16 protein-coding genes are annotated in these 17,091 nt (G+C 70.7%); 14 read left to right on the top strand and 2 right to left on the bottom strand.

The annotated features are described in order from the left end of the window. Positions 1–245: 245 nt before the first annotated feature. The 7 genes from ssd to F4553_RS23375 all read left to right on the top strand — a co-directional run bounded on the left by ssd (position 246) and on the right by F4553_RS23375 (position 4,953). Positions 246–1,292, top strand: a complete 1,047-nt coding sequence (ssd, locus tag F4553_RS23345) for a septum site-determining protein Ssd (RefSeq protein WP_184841114.1) — start codon at positions 246–248, stop codon at positions 1,290–1,292. A 5-nt stretch (positions 1,293–1,297) separates the two neighbouring features. Continuing rightward, a complete protein-coding gene (locus F4553_RS23350; RefSeq protein ID WP_376776286.1) occupies positions 1,298–2,473 on the top strand; it encodes a TadA family conjugal transfer-associated ATPase in 1,176 nt (391 codons plus the stop codon). Further along, positions 2,467–3,246 carry a type II secretion system F family protein gene (locus tag F4553_RS23355; RefSeq protein ID WP_184839282.1) on the top strand — a complete coding sequence of 260 codons (780 nt, stop codon included), beginning with the start codon at positions 2,467–2,469 and terminating at the stop codon, positions 3,244–3,246. Before F4553_RS23350 ends, F4553_RS23355 begins: the two co-directional genes overlap by 7 nt. Further along, complete coding sequence (locus F4553_RS23360) at positions 3,243–3,848, top strand: type II secretion system F family protein (protein ID WP_312875319.1); 606 nt, start codon at positions 3,243–3,245, stop codon at positions 3,846–3,848. The genes F4553_RS23355 and F4553_RS23360 overlap by 4 nt, the downstream gene beginning before the upstream one ends. 9 nt (positions 3,849–3,857) lie before the next feature. Continuing rightward, positions 3,858–4,031 (top strand): DUF4244 domain-containing protein, encoded by a 174-nt coding sequence (locus F4553_RS23365; RefSeq protein WP_184839284.1) that lies wholly within the window; start codon positions 3,858–3,860, stop codon positions 4,029–4,031. Beyond that, positions 4,028–4,471, top strand: coding sequence for a TadE family type IV pilus minor pilin (locus F4553_RS23370; RefSeq protein ID WP_312875320.1), 444 nt, complete (start codon positions 4,028–4,030; stop codon positions 4,469–4,471). Before F4553_RS23365 ends, F4553_RS23370 begins: the two co-directional genes overlap by 4 nt. Before the next feature lie 152 nt (positions 4,472–4,623). Next, complete coding sequence (locus F4553_RS23375; protein ID WP_281395271.1) at positions 4,624–4,953, top strand: Rv3654c family TadE-like protein; 330 nt, start codon at positions 4,624–4,626, stop codon at positions 4,951–4,953. 108 nt (positions 4,954–5,061) lie between these two features. On the opposite strand, the gene F4553_RS23380 is transcribed toward F4553_RS23375, so the two are convergent. Beyond that, complete coding sequence (locus F4553_RS23380; protein WP_184839288.1) at positions 5,062–5,943, bottom strand: bile acid:sodium symporter family protein; 882 nt, start codon at positions 5,941–5,943, stop codon at positions 5,062–5,064. Positions 5,944–6,046: 103 nt separating this feature from the next. Beyond that, positions 6,047–8,302 carry a DNA 3'-5' helicase SftH gene (locus tag F4553_RS23385; protein ID WP_312875321.1) on the bottom strand — a complete coding sequence of 752 codons (2,256 nt, stop codon included), beginning with the start codon at positions 8,300–8,302 and terminating at the stop codon, positions 6,047–6,049. A gap of 82 nt (positions 8,303–8,384) precedes the next feature. Between F4553_RS23385 and F4553_RS23390 the strand changes: the two genes are divergently transcribed. The 7 genes from F4553_RS23390 to F4553_RS23420 all read left to right on the top strand — a co-directional run bounded on the left by F4553_RS23390 (position 8,385) and on the right by F4553_RS23420 (position 16,871). Then, a complete protein-coding gene (locus F4553_RS23390) occupies positions 8,385–8,747 on the top strand; it encodes an STAS domain-containing protein (protein ID WP_184839292.1) in 363 nt (120 codons plus the stop codon). Next, entirely contained in the window at positions 8,748–9,158 is a 411-nt protein-coding gene (locus tag F4553_RS23395; RefSeq protein ID WP_184839294.1) for an ATP-binding protein, read from the top strand. 225 nt (positions 9,159–9,383) lie between these two features. Further along, positions 9,384–11,756, top strand: a complete 2,373-nt coding sequence (locus tag F4553_RS23400; RefSeq protein ID WP_184839296.1) for a sodium-translocating pyrophosphatase — start codon at positions 9,384–9,386, stop codon at positions 11,754–11,756. Between the two features lie 68 nt (positions 11,757–11,824). Then, positions 11,825–12,364, top strand: coding sequence for a hypothetical protein (locus F4553_RS23405; protein ID WP_184839298.1), 540 nt, complete (start codon positions 11,825–11,827; stop codon positions 12,362–12,364). Then, positions 12,355–13,158: a hypothetical protein gene (locus F4553_RS23410; RefSeq protein WP_184841294.1), complete on the top strand. Its 804-nt coding sequence runs from the start codon at positions 12,355–12,357 to the stop codon at positions 13,156–13,158. The genes F4553_RS23405 and F4553_RS23410 overlap by 10 nt, the downstream gene beginning before the upstream one ends. A 135-nt stretch (positions 13,159–13,293) precedes the next feature. Next, positions 13,294–16,122: a type I DNA topoisomerase gene (gene topA / locus F4553_RS23415; RefSeq protein ID WP_221469988.1), complete on the top strand. Its 2,829-nt coding sequence runs from the start codon at positions 13,294–13,296 to the stop codon at positions 16,120–16,122. Positions 16,123–16,241: 119 nt separating this feature from the next. Beyond that, the gene (locus F4553_RS23420) at positions 16,242–16,871 is read left to right on the top strand and encodes a TetR/AcrR family transcriptional regulator (protein ID WP_184839302.1); all 630 of its coding nucleotides are present in this window, start codon (positions 16,242–16,244) and stop codon (positions 16,869–16,871) included. Positions 16,872–17,091 lie beyond the last annotated feature (220 nt).

Here is a 17,091-nt window from a genome sequence, read left to right on the forward strand (position 1 = left end):
CCCCCGGAGCCGGACCCCTAGGACGACCCCCGTCTATCGACGGGGGTCGTCGCCATTGTGGGCTGACATCCAGGCCCCCGTAGTCCTGTGGAACGCACCCCCCGGTTGTCCACATGGCCGTGATGTCCACAGAAGTGGACATCATCAATGGCATCGAGCGCTGTCCGGTAGAGGACCGTGAACGGGTCACCTTCCCGACCCGAGACCGGAGCCCGCCGATGCGTTCGACCGTCCGACCCCTGGTCATCACCGCCGATCCGGAGATCCTCGACGACCTGCTCCGGCTCGTCTCCGTCGCCGGTGCCGAGGCCGACGTCGTCATCGATCCCGCCGGCGCGCGTTCCCGTTTCGGCACCGCGCCGCTCGTCCTGATCGGGGCGGATCAGGCGCCCGCCTGCATGCGGGCCCGATTCCCACGTCGGCGGCGTGTCGTCTTCGTCGCCCGCGACGGCGCGACGGCCGAGCAGGTCAACGAGTTCGCGCCGCAGTTCGGGGCCGAGTTCGTCGCCGTGCTGCCGATCGCCGAGCCGTGGCTGGTCGACCTGATCGCCGACTGCCACAGCGATGCGAGTGCCCGGCCGGGCCGGGTCGTCACCGTCGTCGGCGGTCGCGGTGGGGCCGGTGCCTCGACGCTCGCGGCCGGGCTCGCGACCACCGCGGTGCGGGCGGGCAAGCGCACCCTCCTGATCGACGCGGATCCCCTCGGCGGCGGGCTCGACCTGGTGCTGGGCTGGGAGACGGTGCAGGGGCTGCGCTGGCCGTCGCTGGTCGAGGCGAGTGGCCGGGTCGACGAGGCGGCGCTCGTGCGCGAGCTGCCCGGCCGAGGCGATCTGGTGGTGCTCTCGTGGGGTCGGGCCGACCGCGACGGCGAGTCGCCCACCTGGCTGCCGGCCGAGGCGATGGCCGCGACCCTGGACGCCGGTCGCCGTGGCCGCGACCTCATCGTGGTCGACCTGCCCAGACGTCTCGACGACACCGCGATGGTCGCCCTCGCCGCCGCCGACCTCGCGCTGATGGTGATCCCCGCGGAGCTGCGTGCCGCCGCTGCCGCCGCCCGCTTCGCCGTCGAGGTGCTGCGACATCGCGACTCGCTCGACCTCATCGTGCGCGGTCCGTCCCCGGGCAACCTGCGCCCGGAGGAGGTCGCCAAGGCGGTCGGGCTGCCGCTCGCGGGAGTGCTGCGCCCCGAGCCCGGCCTCGACGCCGCTCTCGAACGCGGTGAGGCGCCCGCGGCGAGCGGACGTGGACCGCTCGCCGAACTCTGCACCCGCCTGCTGAAGGAGCTGCCGTGACACTGCTGGCCCAGGACCATTTCACCGACCGGGTTCGCGAGCGCCTCGCGGGCAGCGGCGATGCCGCCTCACCATCGGCGGTCGTCGCGGCGCTGCGGGCCGAGCCCGGCGTCGCGCCGCTCGGCGACACGACGCTGCTGCGTCTCGCCGATCGCGTGCACAGCGATCTCGCGGGTGCGGGGCCGCTCGCCGGGCTCCTCGCCGACCAGGCCGTCACCGATGTGCTCGTCAACGGGGTCGAGGTCTGGGTCGATCGAGGCCACGGCCTGGTCCGGGGACCGTCGCTCTTCCGCGATCCGCAGGAGGTGCGACGGCTCGCGCAGCGCCTCGCCGCCGGGGCCGGTCGTCGGCTCGACGACGGGAGCCCGTTCGTGGACGCCCGTCTCGCGGACGGCACCCGGCTGCACGCGGTCCTGCCGCCGGTCGCCCCCTTCGGTCCGTGCCTGTCGCTGCGTACGTTTCGCCAGCGCCCGTTCGTCATCGGCGAGCTGGTCCCGGCGCCCGTCGCCGAGTTGCTCGCGGCGGTGATGGCGGCCCGGCTGAGCTTCGTCATCAGCGGCGGGACCGGTTCGGGCAAGACGACCATGCTCAACGCGATGCTGGGGCTCGTCCCGGTGACCGAGCGGATCGTGCTCGTCGAGGACTCCGCCGAGCTGCGCCCCCGCCATCCGCACGTCGTGGGGCTGCAATCCCGAACAGCCAATGTGGAGGGTGCGGGATCGGTCGCGATGGCCGACCTCGTCCGGCAGGCGCTGCGGATGCGCCCCGATCGCCTCGTGGTGGGGGAGTGCCGCGGTGGCGAGGTCGCCGACCTGCTCGCTGCCCTCAACACCGGCCACGAGGGCGGCGCGGGCACGCTGCACGCCAACGCGGCGACCGACGTACCGGCCCGGCTCGAATCGCTCGGGCTGCTCGGCGGCCTGCCGAGAGCGGTGCTCCACGCACAGCTCGCCGCAGCGCTCCAGCTCGTCCTGCACCTGCGCCGGGTCCCCGGCGGCCGGGTGCTGGAGGAGGCGTGCCTGCTGCTGCCGTCCGGCCGCGACGGCTTGGTGGCCGCCGTCCCGGCCTGGCAGCTCGGTCGCGGCGCTGGGCCCGCAGCGCAACGCCTCTCCGACCTCTTCACCACCCGTGGGGTACGCCCACCGGCGCTCCTCGGCACCCCGGGGTCCGCACCGTGCTGACCGGGTCGACCCGCCGGCTGCGCCGGATCCTCCCCTCCGCCGCACCGGTCGGCGGGGCCAGGAGGCTCGCCCTGTCCGGCAGGGTCGTGACGGTGGCCGTGGTGGGCGTGGGTTCCCTGGTCGGGGGCCTGCTCGGCGGGCCGGTCGCCACCGTCGTGGCCGCCGCCTATCTCGGCACCGCCGCTTACCTGGTGCACCGGACCCGGCGCGACGCGGCAGCGCAGCGGCGATTCGGTGCGGCGCTGGACACGCTCGCCGACGGTGCTGCCGCACTGCGGGCGGGGCTCGTCACCACCGATCTGTCCCTTGTGGAGGACGAGGTCCTACGTGCGCAGGCCTGGTCCGCGCTGTCGCTGTCGGAGCGGACGGGCGCACCCCTCGCCGAGCTGCTGGAGCGGATCGAGACGCAGCATCGGCTCGCGATCCGCTCGGCCGCCCGGGCCGGGAGTGAGGCGGCGGGCGCCGCGACGACGGCGGTGCTGCTCGCGGCCCTGCCGATCGGCGGAGTCGCCCTGGGCTACGTGCTCGGCGTGAACCCGGCCCGGATCCTGCTGCACACGCCGCTCGGTGCGGGGTGCGCGATCGGGGCGATCCTGCTGCAGCTGGGCGGCCTCGCCTGGGTCATGCGGTTGGTGCGTCCGCCGCGGTCCGATCCCACGGCGCGGGTTCTCGCGGCCGGCGCTCGAAGACCGGCGGACCTGCGGGGACCAGGAACGGCCCGCCCCGGCCACGCGTCCCCCGAGAGATCTCCGCTGTCTCGAAGTCGCACGTGAGCGGTGCTCTGATCAAGCCGGTGCTGATCGCGGCCGGTGCCGGTGGCGTGCTCGTGATCTGCGTCGGCGGCACTGCGGGCATCGTGGCCGGGCTCCTCGGCGCGGGCGCACTGCTCGCCTTTCTGCTGCGGGCCGAGCCGCCCGAGCGACGCCGGGAGCGCGAGGCGGCCCGCCGGGACCTGCCGCTCGCGATCGACCTCATCGCCGCAGCCCTGCGTGCCGGTGCGCCGCTGGACCACTGCCTGCTCGCCGTCTCGGACTCGTTGCAAGGGCCGATCAGCGAGCGCCTCGACCGGGCCGGGCGCTCGCTCGCCCTCGGCGCGCCGGTCCGTGATGCGCTGCGCCACCTGGCCGACCTCGACGGCGCGGCCCGTGTCGTGACGGCGGCCGAGCGGAGCTCCGCCAACGGAGCGGCGCTCGCGGGTGTCCTGCAACGCTGCGCGGCCGACCTGCGCGACCTCGACGCGTTGGCGGTCGAGACCGCGTCGCGCCGGGCCGGGGTGCTGATCGTGCTTCCCCTGGGGCTGTGTTTCCTGCCCGCCTTTGTGCTGGCCGGCCTGGTGCCGGTGCTGATCGCCTATCTCGGCGACCTGACCCTGTGAGGAGATGTCATGAGGCTGTTCAAGAGGCTCAACCGGAATGCGCGGGACGCGGGCATGAGCACCGCGGAGTACGCGGTCGGCACGCTCGCCGCCGTCGCCTTCGCGGGGATCCTCTTCAAGGTGGTGACGAGCAATGCCGTGCAGTCGGCGCTCGCCGCGATCGTCCAGCGGGCGCTCAAGTGAGCCGTGTCGTTCCGGCCGGCCGCGAGCCGGCGGACGGCGGTGCGGCTGCCGGACGAGCGGCGCGTGGCGGACGAGCGGCGCGTGGCGGGCGAGCGGCGTGTTCGCGGCAGCGGGGCTCGGCGACCGCTGAGCTCGCGGTCAGCCTGCCCGTGCTGATGATGCTGCTGATGTTCGGTCTGACCTCGGTCGTCGCCGTGACCCGGCAACTGCGGTGTCTGGACGCGGCCCGCGACGTGGCGCTGGCGGTGGCGCGCGGCGAGGATCCGCCGACGCTGCCCGCGGGGTCGTCGGTGCGGATCAGCCGCGACGGCGATCAGGTCGTCGCGGTCGTCAGTGCGGCGGTGTCGCTGCCCGGAGGGCGCCTGCCGGAGCTGACGGTGACTGCACGCGCCACCGCGGCGGTCGAGGTGTCCGATAGCGGAAGAGGATCGTCGACGTGACGCCGACGATGCCGGCCAGCACCATGCCGCCGAGGAAGAAGCCGGCGACGATGCCGACCGCAATCCCGACGGCGACGACGGTGGCGACGGCCACGATCAGGCCGAGGATCATGAAAATCAGGACGAGCGCGGTCCCCATGGTCAGGAAGCGTATGACCGGTGACCGGGGCAGCGCATCCCTGTGTGTTCTCTTTGTAGGGATGATCATCTCGCTCTTCGCCGCCGCGTCGGCGCTCATCGGCACGGCGGTCGCGACCCGGCATCAGGCCCAGGTGGCGGCCGATCTCGGTGCGCTGGCCGGGGCTCGGCGATCCGCGTGGGGTGCGGCGGTGGCGTGCGAGCGGGCCGGGGCGTACGTCGCGGCCAACGGAGCGGTGCTCACACAGTGCCGTCTCGACGGCCTGAATCTGCTGGTGACGGCTCAGGTGCGATGGCACGGCCTGTCCGCCGAAGCGGTTGCCCTGGCGGGCCCGGTGCTCTAGCCGATCCGTTCCCCGCTCGCGGCATGATCGCGCCATTTCCCGGAAGGTGACCCTTCAAAGTGCAGTTGAGGGGACTGTTGGCAGGAAATGGCGCGATCATGCCCGGTGCTATGCCGGTTCGGCGGGTGGTGTTGCGGGGCGGCGACGGATCAGCAGGCCGAAGACGGCTGCGGTGAAGAACATGATGAGGCCGTAGACCGCGGCGGGGATCGCCATCTCGGTGCTGTCGAGCAGGGCCGGGCTGATCGCGATGGTGATCGCGAGCGTGCTGTTGTGGATGCCGATCTCGAAGGCCGCCGCGATGGACTGGGTCCGCTCGACGGTCGCGAGCCGGGGCAGCCAGTAGCCGACCGAGAGGCTGATCACGTTGAAGATCAGCGCCGCGACACCCACCGCCACGAAGTAGTCGGCGATGTGCTCCTTCTCCTTCAGGACGGCTCCCGCGATGACCGCGACCAGCACGACGATCGACAGGATCTTGACCGGGCGCTGCATCCGGTCGGCGAAGGCGGGTGCCTTGGCACGGATCAGCATGCCGATCGCGACCGGGACGAGCACGATCGCGAATACCTGGGCGACCTTGTCGAATTGGAGGCCGATGCTGTCGTTGCCGCTCATGAAGTTGGCGATCGCGAAGTTGACCACCACCGGCAGGGTGACGACGGCGAGCACCGAGTTGATCGCGGTGAGGGTGACGTTGAGGGCGACGTGACCGCCGAAGAGGTGGCTGTAGAGGTTGGCGGTGGTGCCGCCGGGGGAAGCCGCGAGCACCATCATGCCGACGGCGAGCGCGGGCGGCAGGTCGAGCAGGATGACGAGGCCGAAACAGAGCGCGGGCAGCAGGAGGAGCTGGCAGCCGAGCGCGATCAGCACCGCCTTGGGGTAGAGGACGACGCGCCGGAAGTCGTCGACGGTAAGGCCCAGGCCGAGCCCCAGCATGATGATGCCGAGAGCGACCGGGAGAAAGACGAGGGTCAGTGCGGAGTTCATCGCAACTCCTTGATCCGAGGGGTGCCACGAATTGTGTCCGTCTTGTTACTCACCCGGCATCGTGCAATTGGATGACCGCCAAACCCGGCGTAGGGCAGCGAAATCAGCGCAGGGCGGTCAGCACCAGATCGAGGATCTCGACGGCGCCCGGCTTGCTGAGCGGGTCGTTGCCGTTGCCGCACTTCGGGGACTGCACGCAGCTCGGGCAGCCGGTCCGGCATTCACACGCGGCGATGGCGTCCCTGGTCGCGCCGAGCCACTGCTCGACCACGGCGTACGCCCGCTCGGCGAATCCCGCCCCACCCGGGTGCCCGTCGTAAACGAAGATCGTCGGCGCTCCCGTGTCCGGGTGCAGCGCCGTGGAGAGCCCGCCGATGTCCCAGCGGTCGCAGGTGGCGATGAGCGGCAGCAGGCCGATCGCCGCGTGCTCGGCGGCGTGCAGCGACCCCGGCAGGTCGACCACCTCGGCCGTCGACTCCTCCGTGAGGGTGGCCCACACGGCGACGGTCCGCAGCTGACGCGTAGGCAGGTCCAGCGGAAACGTGCCGATCACCTCGCCCGAGCCGACCCGCCGCCGCTGGAAGGAGACGACCTGGTGGGTGACGTCGACATCGCCGAGGAAGAGCCCGATCGGCCCCAGCGCGCGGTGCTCGCGGATCTCGATGACATGGAGATCGGTGACATCACGGGCATGCGTCGTGTAGTCCGGCTCGTCGGGGTGCACGAGCGCGGTCGCGTCCGCGAGGTCGAGGTCGTCGACGACGAAGGACCGGCCCTGATGCAGGTAGACGGCACCCTGGTGCAGCGCGTGGTGCGCGGAGCCCGCGTCGAGCGTGCCGACGAGCCGCCCGGAACCGGACTCGACGATGGAGATCGGCGCACCGCCGGAGCCGCGCAGGTCCACCTCGGGCCGGGTGGCGTGCGTCCAGTAGTAGCCCGTCGGCCTGCTGCGCAGCGCCCCCGCCCGGACCAGATCGTCGACGAGGCCCTGCGGTGCGCCGAAGAGCTCCAGGTCGTCGCCGGTGAGCGGCCGCTCCATCGCGGCGCTGCACAGGTGCGGTGCGAGCACGTAGGGGTTGCCGGGGTCGAGGACGGTCGCCTCGATCGGCCGGGCGAAGAGCGCCGCCGGGTGGTGCACGAGGTAGGTGTCGAGCGGGTCGTCCTTCGCCACCAGCACGCAGAGGGAATCGCGCCCGGCCCGGCCGGCCCGCCCGGCCTGCTGCCACATCGAGGCGAGCCGTCCCGGATACCCGGCGAGGATCACCGCGTCGAGTCCGGTCAGGTCCACGCCGAGCTCCAGCGCGTTGGTGGTGGCGAGGCCGGTCAGCGTGCCGTCGAGCAGCGCCCGCTCCAGCGCTCGCCGGTCCTCGCGCAGGTAGCCGCCCCGGTATGCCGCGACGCTCGCGCCGAGCCCCGGCACGGCCTCGTCGAGCGCGCGCTTCGCCATCGCCGCGACCACCTCGGCGCCGCGTCGCGAGGGCACGAACGCGAGGGTACGCATCCCGCGCAGCACGGCGTCCGTGAGCAGGTCGGCGGTCTCGGCGAGGGTGGACCTGCGGTGCTGCACCCCGTCGGCGTCGGACTGCATCGGCGGTTCCCAGAGCGCGAAGGTCGACGCGCCCCGGGGAGCGGTGTCCTCGGTGACGGCGACGACCGGTGCTCCGACCAGCCGGGAGACCGAGGCGGCCGGATCACCGGCGGTGGCCGACGCGGCGATGAAGACCGGTACGCCGCTGAGCCGCCGCAGCCGCCGCAGCACGTGCGCCACGTGGGAGCCGAAGACTCCCCGATATGTGTGGCTCTCGTCGACGACCACGTAGCGCAGGTGCTTCAGGAACAGCCGCCAGCGCTCGTGCCCGGGGAGGATGCCGTGGTGCAACATGTCCGGATTGGTGAGCACCAGGTTGGCGTGCTGCCGAACCCATTCCCGCTCCTCCCGTGGCGTGTCACCGTCGTAGACGGCAGCGCGTACCCCCGGGAGGTTGAGGTTTGTGATCGAGCGCAACTGATCCGCGGCGAGCGCCTTGGTCGGAGCGAGATAAAGGACGCGGTCGCGCGTGCCCGTGAGCAGCGCGGTCAGCGCCGGGAGCAGGTAGGCGAGCGATTTGCCGGAACCGGTCCCGGTGGCGATCACGATGTTGGTGCCGCCGTGCGCGAGCGACGCGGCCTGGGCCTGGTGCCGCCACGGCTCATCGATCCCGATCGTGGCGAGCGCCTTGATCAGCTCCTCCGGCACGAAGGCCGGCCAGGGTGACCGCTCGCCCGCGCGGGCGGCGGTCCGCTCGATGTGGGTGATCGCCTCGGCCGAGCGCCCGGGCCGCAGCACAGCCAGGCGGTCTTCCAGGGGGAGGGAGGCCACGCCCGGCAGCGTACCCGGGAGGGGATGAATATAGACCGTGGCGGGGAAGCGCTCGGGTTGGCCGCAGTGGCAAGATGCGTGCATGGACTTGTCCCTGGCGACGCGCGTCGTCGCGGCACACACGGTGCTCGAGGTCGGCGGTGAGATCGACGTCTATACGGCGCCGAAGCTTCGCGAGCGCCTGGTCGAGCTGCTGGAGGCGGGCACGAGCGCGCTCGTCGTCGACCTCGGCAAGGTCGAGTTCCTCGACTCCACCGGGCTCGGTGTGCTGGTCGGCGGGCTCAAGAAATCTCGTGCCGCAGGAGCGACCTTCAGCCTCGTCTGCTCGCGCGACAACCTGCTGAAGATCTTCCGGATCACCGCGCTCGACCAGGTCCTGCCGCTCTATCCGACGGTGGAAGCTGCCGTGGCCGAGGGCGCCGCGACCGGCGAGGCCGCGTCCTGAATGGCGATCGTGCGTCTGGAGTTCAGCCCGGAGCCCGCCCACGTGCGGACCGCGCGCCTGGTCGGCGTCGCCGTCGCCCGTAAGGCGGGACTGCCCGAGGACCGGCTCGACGAGGTGCGCCTCGCGATCGGCGAGGCCTGCGGCCGGGCCGTGACCCGCCACCAGCGGCACCGGCTGCGTTCGCCGATCGTGGTGGAGATGAGCGACGACAACCCCTACACGGTCCGGGTGACCGATCGGGCGCCCGGCGGCATCGAGTCACGCTCGACCGACCCCGTCGAAGAGATCACCGAGGAAGCGAGCCTGCTGCTGCTCACCGGGGTCGCCGACGAGTTCTCCGTCGCGGCCGCCGAAGAGGGCGGCGGCTCCGTGGTCAGCATGATCTGGCCACTGAAGCGCTCGCGTAGGTAAAAGGTCGGCGTCGGCGCGATCTTGCAGGCCATGCCGGGTCTCGCAGCTCACGCAGGGCAAAGTTAGGAACCTTAGCGGAAACTCCGGAGTAACACAGCGGCAAAGATCACCGCGACACTTCGGGGTTCTGATGTGACCTGCAACACGCCCTAAAGCTAGAGTGCACGGGTTATCTGCAACCGCCGCCTCCCTTGTGGGAGGCGTCGTGCCAACAGGAGGACATCGATGTCCGGGACTCAACTCGTCGCCGCTGGCGACGGGCTGTCCCTTACCGGCACCAACGTTACGTTGATCGTCGTCGCCGCCGTGATTGCACTGGTGGCGCTTGGCTTCGCCGCAGCACTCGTGCGCGCGGTGCTGGCGACCGGTAAGGGCACCAAAAAGATGCAGGATATCGCGGGTGCCGTCCAAGAGGGCGCCTCCGCATACCTGTTCCGTCAGTTCAAGACGCTGGGCATTTTCGTCGTGCTCGCCGTCGTCGTGCTCTACCTGCTGCCGGTGAGCCACGCTTCCGGCGACAACGAAACCATGGTGAAGATCGGCCGGTCGGCCTTCTTCGTCGTCGGTGCCCTCTTCTCCGCCTTCATCGGCGGCGCGGGCATGGCACTCGCCACCCGGGCGAACCTGCGGGTGGCCGCAGCTGCCCGTGAGGCCGAGGGCGGCCGTGAGAAGGCGATGAGCATCGCCTTCCGTACGGGTGGCGTCGTCGGCTTCCTCACCGTGGGCCTCGGCCTCTTCGGTGCCGCGCTCGTCGTCTTCCTCTACGAGTCCGACGCTCCGACCGTGCTCGAGGGCTTCGGCTTCGGCGCCGCGCTGCTCGCGATGTTCATGCGCGTCGGCGGCGGCATCTTCACCAAGGCCGCGGACGTCGGCGCCGACCTGGTCGGCAAGGTCGAGCAGGGCATCCCCGAGGATGACCCGCGCAACGCCGCGACGATCGCCGACAACGTCGGTGACAACGTCGGTGACTGCGCCGGCATGGCCGCCGATCTCTTCGAGTCCTATGCGGTCACGCTCGTCGCCTCGCTGATCCTCGGCAAGGCGGCCTTCGGCACGCAGTACGGTCTCGTCTTCCCGCTCGTCATCTCGGCGGTCGGCGTCATCGTGGCGATCATCGGTGTCTTCATCACCCGGCTCCGCAAGGCCGACAAGAGCGGCCTCACCGCGATCAACCGGGCGTTCTATATCTCGGCTGTCATCGCGGCAGCGGCCGTCGCCGCCGCCACCTGGGCGTACCTGCCCGGGACCTGGGCCGGCCTCGCCAGCCCGCTGAAGAACGTCGGCGCCAACACCAACCCGCGGATCATCGCGCTCGCCGCGGTCGTCATCGGCATCGCGCTCGCTGCGGCGATCATGGCGCTGACCGGCTACTACACCGAGACGAGCCGCCGCCCGGTCAAGGACATCGGCAAGTCGGCCCTCACGGGTGCCGCCACCGTCGTCCTCGCGGGCATCAGCGTCGGCCTCGAGTCGGCCGTCTACAGCGCGCTGCTCATCGGCGGTGCCGTCTTCGGCGCGTTCCTCCTGGGTACGGGCTCCATCACGCTGTCGCTCTTCGCGGTGGCGCTGGCGGGCTGCGGTCTCCTCACCACGGTCGGCGTGATCGTGGCGATGGACACCTTCGGTCCCATCAGCGACAACGCTCAGGGCATCGCGGAGATGTCCGGCGACATCGACGAGAAGGGTGCGCGCACCCTGACCGAGCTCGACGCCGTCGGCAACACCACGAAGGCGATCACCAAGGGAATCGCGATCGCGACCGCCGTGCTCGCGGCGACCGCGCTCTTCGGCTCCTACACCGACACCCTGGTCAGCTCGCTGACCACGGCCGGTCAGAACGTCGCCGAGGCGCTGGCGGACATGCTCAACGTCTCCAACCCGGCCAACCTGGTCGGCCTGCTCATCGGCTCCGCGGTGGTGTTCCTCTTCTCGGGGCTCGCCATCAACGCCGTGTCGCGGTCGGCCATGGCCGTCGTGTTCGAGGTGCGCCGCCAGTTCCGGGAGTTCCCGGGCATCATGGACGGCACCCAGCGTCCGGAGTACGGCAAGGTCGTCGACATCTGCACCCGGGACGCGCAGCGCGAGCTGATCACGCCCGGTCTGCTGGCCGTCCTGGCCCCGATCGCGGTCGGCTTCGGCCTGGGCGCGGGTCCGCTCGCGTCCTACCTCGCCGGTGCGATCGGCACGGGCACCCTGATGGCCGTCTTCCTGGCCAACTCGGGTGGCGCGTGGGACAACGCGAAGAAGATGGTCGAGGACGGCGCCTACGGTGGCAAGGGCTCGCCCGCCCACGAGGCGACGATCATCGGTGACACCGTCGGTGACCCGTTCAAGGACACCGCCGGCCCGGCGATCAACCCGCTGCTCAAGGTGATGAACCTGGTCGCGCTGCTCATCGCGCCGGCCGTCGTCGCGCTGAGCGTCGGACCGGACTCCAACACCGGCGCCCGCGTCGGCATCGCCGCGTTCGCCGCCGCCGTGATCGTCATCGCGGTCTGGTTCAGCAAGCGCAAGCCGCTCTCGCTGGGCGAGGTCGACGGCGAGGGAAAAGGTGACGGGACGGTGACCCCCTCCCAGCGGGAGAAGGCCGCCGTCTAGCAGGTGCGATAAAACGAAGGGCCGAAGCGCATCGCGCGCTTCGGCCCTTACGCTTTACGCTGCTAGCCATGCGAAGGCTGGTGAGCGCTGGCTTGAAGCCCTCCTTGGCGCTGGCGCTGCTCCTCGCCGGGCTGGGGGGTTGTGCGGGTGAACCACCGCCGGAGGTGTGGGCGGCATCGGTCTGCTCGGCGCTGACCCCGTGGCGCACGGAGATAAACGCGCTGACCAAGCGCACCCAGCAGCAGCAGGAGGCGGCGCCCAACACGGCGCAGGCGAAGGAGAACCTGACCAGGCTCTTCGCCAGCGCCGAGACCGCCACCGAGAGCGCCCGGTCCAAGGTGGTCGCCGCCGGCGCACCCGATGTCACCGACGGCCCCGCGATCGCTGCGAGCTTCGTCACATCGCTCGCGGGGGTCCGCGACGCTTACGCGCACGCGAAGAACGGCATCTCGGCGATCACGGCCACCGAGAACAAGGACTTCTCCGACCAGGTCGCCGCGGTGCTCGACACCCTCAACTCCGAGTACGCCAAGACGGCCCCCGACCTCGGCAAGCTCCAGTCGGTGGAGCTGCGCGAAGCCTTCGAAGAGGTACCGGAGTGCCGCTAGTCGCCGGGCAGCTCCCGATCTTCGGCGCCTCGTCCGCCGACCCCTCACCCAACGATCTCGCCGGGCTGCTGATCGGACCCGGCCGACTGGTGCGGATGGGCGGCACCGCGCGGGTCTCCGTCGTCGTCAGCCACGCCTGGCGGGTGCACGTGCTCATGGCGGAGCTCGGCGTGCGTCAGCTCAACCCCGCCTGGGAGCCCGCTCAGGTCCCCGGACAGCGTCGCGAGCCCGAGCTTCAGGTCCCCGACATCGATGCGCCGATCGAGGCTCCACGGCCCGCTCAGCCCTCGCAAGAGGTCGACCACGTCGACGAGGTCGAGGATGTGCTCGCGCCCGACGGGGACTCGCTGCCGGAGCGCGACATCCGGGAGGGGGTGGTGGAGTCGCCCGCCCCGGTGCCGGAGGAGCCCGTTCCGGACGGGGAGCACCCGGCACCTGCGCCGGAGGAGTTCACGGTGCGGACGGCGTACACGGGGATATTGGCTCCGCTGAGCGCGGCCTGGCTGCGGGAGACCGAGAAGGTGCCACCGGAGGCCTTCGTGCTCGACGGCGTGCGGCTGCGGCTGTGGTTCGTCGCGGCCGGGTCGCTGCGGTTGAACGACTCGGAGATCCTGCTGCGCCTCGGTGCGCAGGACGCGGAGTGCTGGCAGCCGGCGCAGAAGGCGCTCTGGCAACTCGGCATCGACGCGGAACTCGCCAAGGGCCCGGTGCTCAAGATCTCCGGTCGTCGCAAGATCCGCCGCTTCGGCGAATTGATCGGCGATCATCCGCACGCCGCCGCTCCGTGGCCCTAACGGGCATAGTCTAGTCTTATGTCCGGTTTGGGACGACCTTGCGGCGATCATTGACAGGGTGCGCAACTTGGGGTTTCAGCGGAGCGTTACCTTGGACATCCGCGGGCGGGCAGAACCGTCCAATCATCCGAACCAATGCGGAGAGGTGCCGTGCCGACAGCCGCCAAGAACCGACTGGTCATCGTCGAGTCCCCGGCGAAGGCTAAGACGATCTCGGGCTATCTCGGCCCGGGTTATGTCGTCGAGGCCAGCCTGGGACACATCCGGGATCTCCCGGCCGGTGCCAAGCAGATGCCCGAGAAGTACAAGAAAGAGCCGTGGGCATATCTCGGTGTCGATGTGGATCACGACTTCGCCCCCGTTTACATCATCAATCCTGACCGCAGCAAGCACGTCGCCAAGCTGAAGCAGCTGCTCAAGGATGCCGACGAGCTCTATCTCGCGACGGATGAGGACCGCGAGGGCGAGGCGATCGCCTGGCACCTGGCCGAGACGCTGAAGCCCAAGGTCCCGGTCAAGCGGATGGTCTTCCACGAGATCACCAAGGCCGCGATCCAGGCCGCCGTCGCCAACCCGCGCGAGATCGACCGCGACCTCGTCGACGCGCAGGAGACCCGGCGCATCCTCGACCGCCTCTACGGCTACGACGTCTCCGCCGTGCTGTGGAAGAAGGTCTCCCGAGGCACCTCCGCCGGCCGCGTGCAGTCCGTCGCGACCCGGATCGTCGTCGAGCGCGAGCGCCACCGGATGGCGTTCCGCTCCGCCGAATACTGGGACATCGCGGCGAACCTGCTGGCCTCCGGCAAGGACGGCGGCTCCTTCACCGCCACGCTGATCGCCCTCGACGGGGACCGGATCGCCACCGGCAAGGACTTCGAACCGACGACCGGCAAGGTCAAGGGCGGCGTCGTCCACCTCGACGAGAGCGGCGCCCGAGGTCTCGCGGCCCGCCTCGAAGGGCGGCCGTTCAAGGTCACCAAGGTGGAGGAGAAGCCCTACCGGCGCAAGCCCGCGGCTCCCTTCATCACCTCGACCCTCCAGCAGGAGGCGGCCCGCAAGCTGCGCTTCTCCTCGCAGCAGACGATGCGTACGGCGCAGCGCCTCTACGAGAACGGCTACATCACCTACATGCGTACGGACTCGGTGAGCCTCTCCGAGACCGCCCTCGCGGCGGCCCGGACGCAGATCGCCGAGCTCTACGGCCCGTCGGCGGTCCCGCCGCAGCCCCGGCGCTATGCCAGCAAGGTCAAGAACGCGCAGGAGGCGCACGAGGCGATCCGTCCCTCGGGTGACAGCTTCCGCACCCCCGGCGAGCTGGCCAAGGCACTGTCGATCGAGGAGTTCAAGCTCTACGAGCTGATCTGGCAGCGGACCCTCGCGTCGCAGATGACCGACGCGGTCGGCAACACCGTCAGCGCCCGGATCCGTGCCGTCACGCTCGGCGGCGAGGAGGCCGACTTCGGTGCCTCCGGGCGGACCATCACCGACCCCGGCTTCCTGCGCGTCTACGTCGAGTCGACCGACGACGACGAGGACACCGAGAGCGCCGAGCGCCGGCTGCCGGTGCTCGTCAAGGACCAGCCGCTCACCGAGCAGGGGCTGACCCCGGTCGGGCACACCACCCAGCCGCCCGCCCGATACACGGAGGCATCGCTGGTCAAGGCGCTGGAGGAGCTCGGCATCGGCCGACCCTCCACCTACGCGTCGATCATGCAGACGATCCAGGACCGGGGCTACGTCTGGCGCCGGGGGCAGGCCCTCGTGCCGTCGTTCCTGGCGTTCGCCGTGGTCGGGCTGATGGAGCAGCACTACCCGAGGCTGGTGGACTACAACTTCACCGCCGCGATGGAGGACGACCTCGACCAGATCGCGGCCGGGGACGCCACCGCGCTCGCCTTCCTGACCAGCTTCTACTTCGGTGCGCCCAACGCCGCCGAGGGATCCGTCGCCGCAGCGGGCGGCCTGCGCAAGCTCGTGACGGAGAACCTGGGCGAGATCGACGCCCGCTCGGTCAACTCCATCCCGCTCTTCACCGACGAGCAGGGGCGGGAGGTCGTCGTGCGGGTGGGGCGCTATGGCCCGTACCTGCAGCGTGGCGGCACCGCCGGGGAGGTCGACCCCGAGGCCGAGAGTGCGGCGGACGGAGATCGGGTCTCGATTCCGGACGGCGTCGCGCCGGACGACCTGACCCCGGAGAAGGTCGAGGAGCTCTTCCTCGGCGGTGGCGGCGAGCGCAAGCTCGGCGAGCACCCCGAGACGGGCGAGCCGATCCTGGTGAAGTCGGGCCGTTACGGTCCCTACATCACCAGCGGTGAGAAGAACGCCTCGCTGCTCAGCACCCACTCGCCGGAGACGCTGACTCTGGAGGAGGCGCTCAAGCTGCTCACGCTCCCGCGCCTCGTCGGCACGGACGCCGAGGGTGTGGAGATCTTCGCCTCCGGCGGCCGCTACGGCCCCTATATCAAGCGGGGCGACGACACCCGGTCGCTGACGAGCGAGGACCAGCTCTTCACGGTCACGACCGAGGAGGCGCTGGCGCTGCTCGCGGCGCCGAAGGGGCGGCAGCAGCGCCAGGCGAAGCCGCCGCTCAAGGAGCTCGGCATCGACCCGCTCACCGAGAAGAAGCTGATCATCAAGGAGGGCCGCTTCGGGCCCTACGTCACCGACGAGGAGACCAACGCCTCGCTGCGGCGCGGCCAGTCGCCGGAGACGTTGACGCTGGAGCAGGCCTCGGAGATGCTCTCGGAGAAGCGGGCCGCGGGTCCCGCCACGCCGCGCAAGAAGGCGGCGGCACCGGCGAAGAAGGCCGCGGCCAAGAAGACGACTGCGGCGAAGAAGACGACGGCCAAGGCGACCACCGCCAAGAAGGCGACGGCGGCCAAGGCGACCACGGCGGCGAAGAAGACGACGGCCGCGGCGAAGAAGGCCGTGCCGAAGAAGGCAGCTCCGAAGAAAACATCCTGAAAGCGGAAACGTCCGTCCAGGCAGAGACGTAGCCGTCACGCGCTCGTTGATCCGAGTAAGGTTTCGGTTTCAGTGCGTGACGGCCGTCCGGCTGTCACGCCTTGGCGAAGGAGCGGCGAGTGTCCACACCAGCCGTGCTGTCCCGGCCTCTACGCCGGGTGCCAGTGCAGGGTCGCAGCGTGGCGCGCGTGCAACGCATGCTCGACGCGTGCGCGGAGTTGGTCGATGAGGTCGGTTACGAGGGTTTGACGACGACGCTGCTGGCCGAACGGGCTGGCGTGGCGATCGGCTCGGTCTATCAGTTCTTCCCCGACAAGCGGGCGGTCGTGCAGGCGCTGACCCTGCGCAACGTCGAGGCTTACCTGGCGAGGCTGGCCGAGCGCATCCCCGCCGGTGAGCTGCTGGACTGGTGGGACGGTGTCGATGCGGCGATCGAGGAGTACATCGAGCTGCACCGGACCGTCCCGGGATTCCGGACGCTGCACTTCGGCGATGTCGTCGACGTGCACCTCATCGACGCGGAGCGCGACAACAACCAGGTGATCGCCGATCACCTGGCGGATCTGCTCATCCGCTACCACTCGGTGATCGACCGGCCCAAACTGCGGTTCGCGCTCATGATCGCGGTCGAGGCGGCCGATGCGCTCATCAAGTTGGCATTCCGGCGTAACACCGACGGCGACGACGAGGTTCTGATCGAGTCGAAGGCGCTGGTGCGCGAGTATCTGCACCGCCACGTGGGAGTCTGATCCGCCCCTGTGCGGCTGTCCCGGCGTGCGCCCGGTCTCATATCCGGGTAAGTTCCGGGTCCGCTTCGCTGGCCTCACCATTAGAGTGAGGCCAGCGGGGGCGGACGGGCGGAGGAGAGACCATCAGCAAGTCAGGTGGCGGGACGGGTGACACACCCCGGACCGAAGAGAAAACGGGGGAGGCGGGGATCGGCCAAGCCGATGCCGCTCCCTATCCTGC

The organism is Allocatelliglobosispora scoriae, assembly GCF_014204945.1.
GTDB lineage: Bacteria > Actinomycetota > Actinomycetes > Mycobacteriales > Micromonosporaceae > Allocatelliglobosispora > Allocatelliglobosispora scoriae.

What these genes read in the sequence shown, in the direction of transcription:
- F4553_RS23365 (WP_184839284.1), top strand. Translation starts at nt 3,858, where the DNA reads ATGAGGCTGTTCAAGAGGCTCAACCGGAATGCGCGGGACGCGGGCATG.
- F4553_RS23390 (WP_184839292.1), top strand. Translation starts at nt 8,385, where the DNA reads ATGGACTTGTCCCTGGCGACGCGCGTCGTCGCGGCACACACGGTGCTC.
- F4553_RS23405 (WP_184839298.1), top strand. Translation starts at nt 11,825, where the DNA reads ATGCGAAGGCTGGTGAGCGCTGGCTTGAAGCCCTCCTTGGCGCTGGCG.
- F4553_RS23380 (WP_184839288.1), bottom strand. Translation starts at nt 5,943, where the DNA reads ATGAACTCCGCACTGACCCTCGTCTTTCTCCCGGTCGCTCTCGGCATC.
- F4553_RS23395 (WP_184839294.1), top strand. Translation starts at nt 8,748, where the DNA reads ATGGCGATCGTGCGTCTGGAGTTCAGCCCGGAGCCCGCCCACGTGCGG.
- topA (WP_221469988.1), top strand. Translation starts at nt 13,294, where the DNA reads ATGCGGAGAGGTGCCGTGCCGACAGCCGCCAAGAACCGACTGGTCATC.
- F4553_RS23375 (WP_281395271.1), top strand. Translation starts at nt 4,624, where the DNA reads ATGACCGGTGACCGGGGCAGCGCATCCCTGTGTGTTCTCTTTGTAGGG.
- F4553_RS23400 (WP_184839296.1), top strand. Translation starts at nt 9,384, where the DNA reads ATGTCCGGGACTCAACTCGTCGCCGCTGGCGACGGGCTGTCCCTTACC.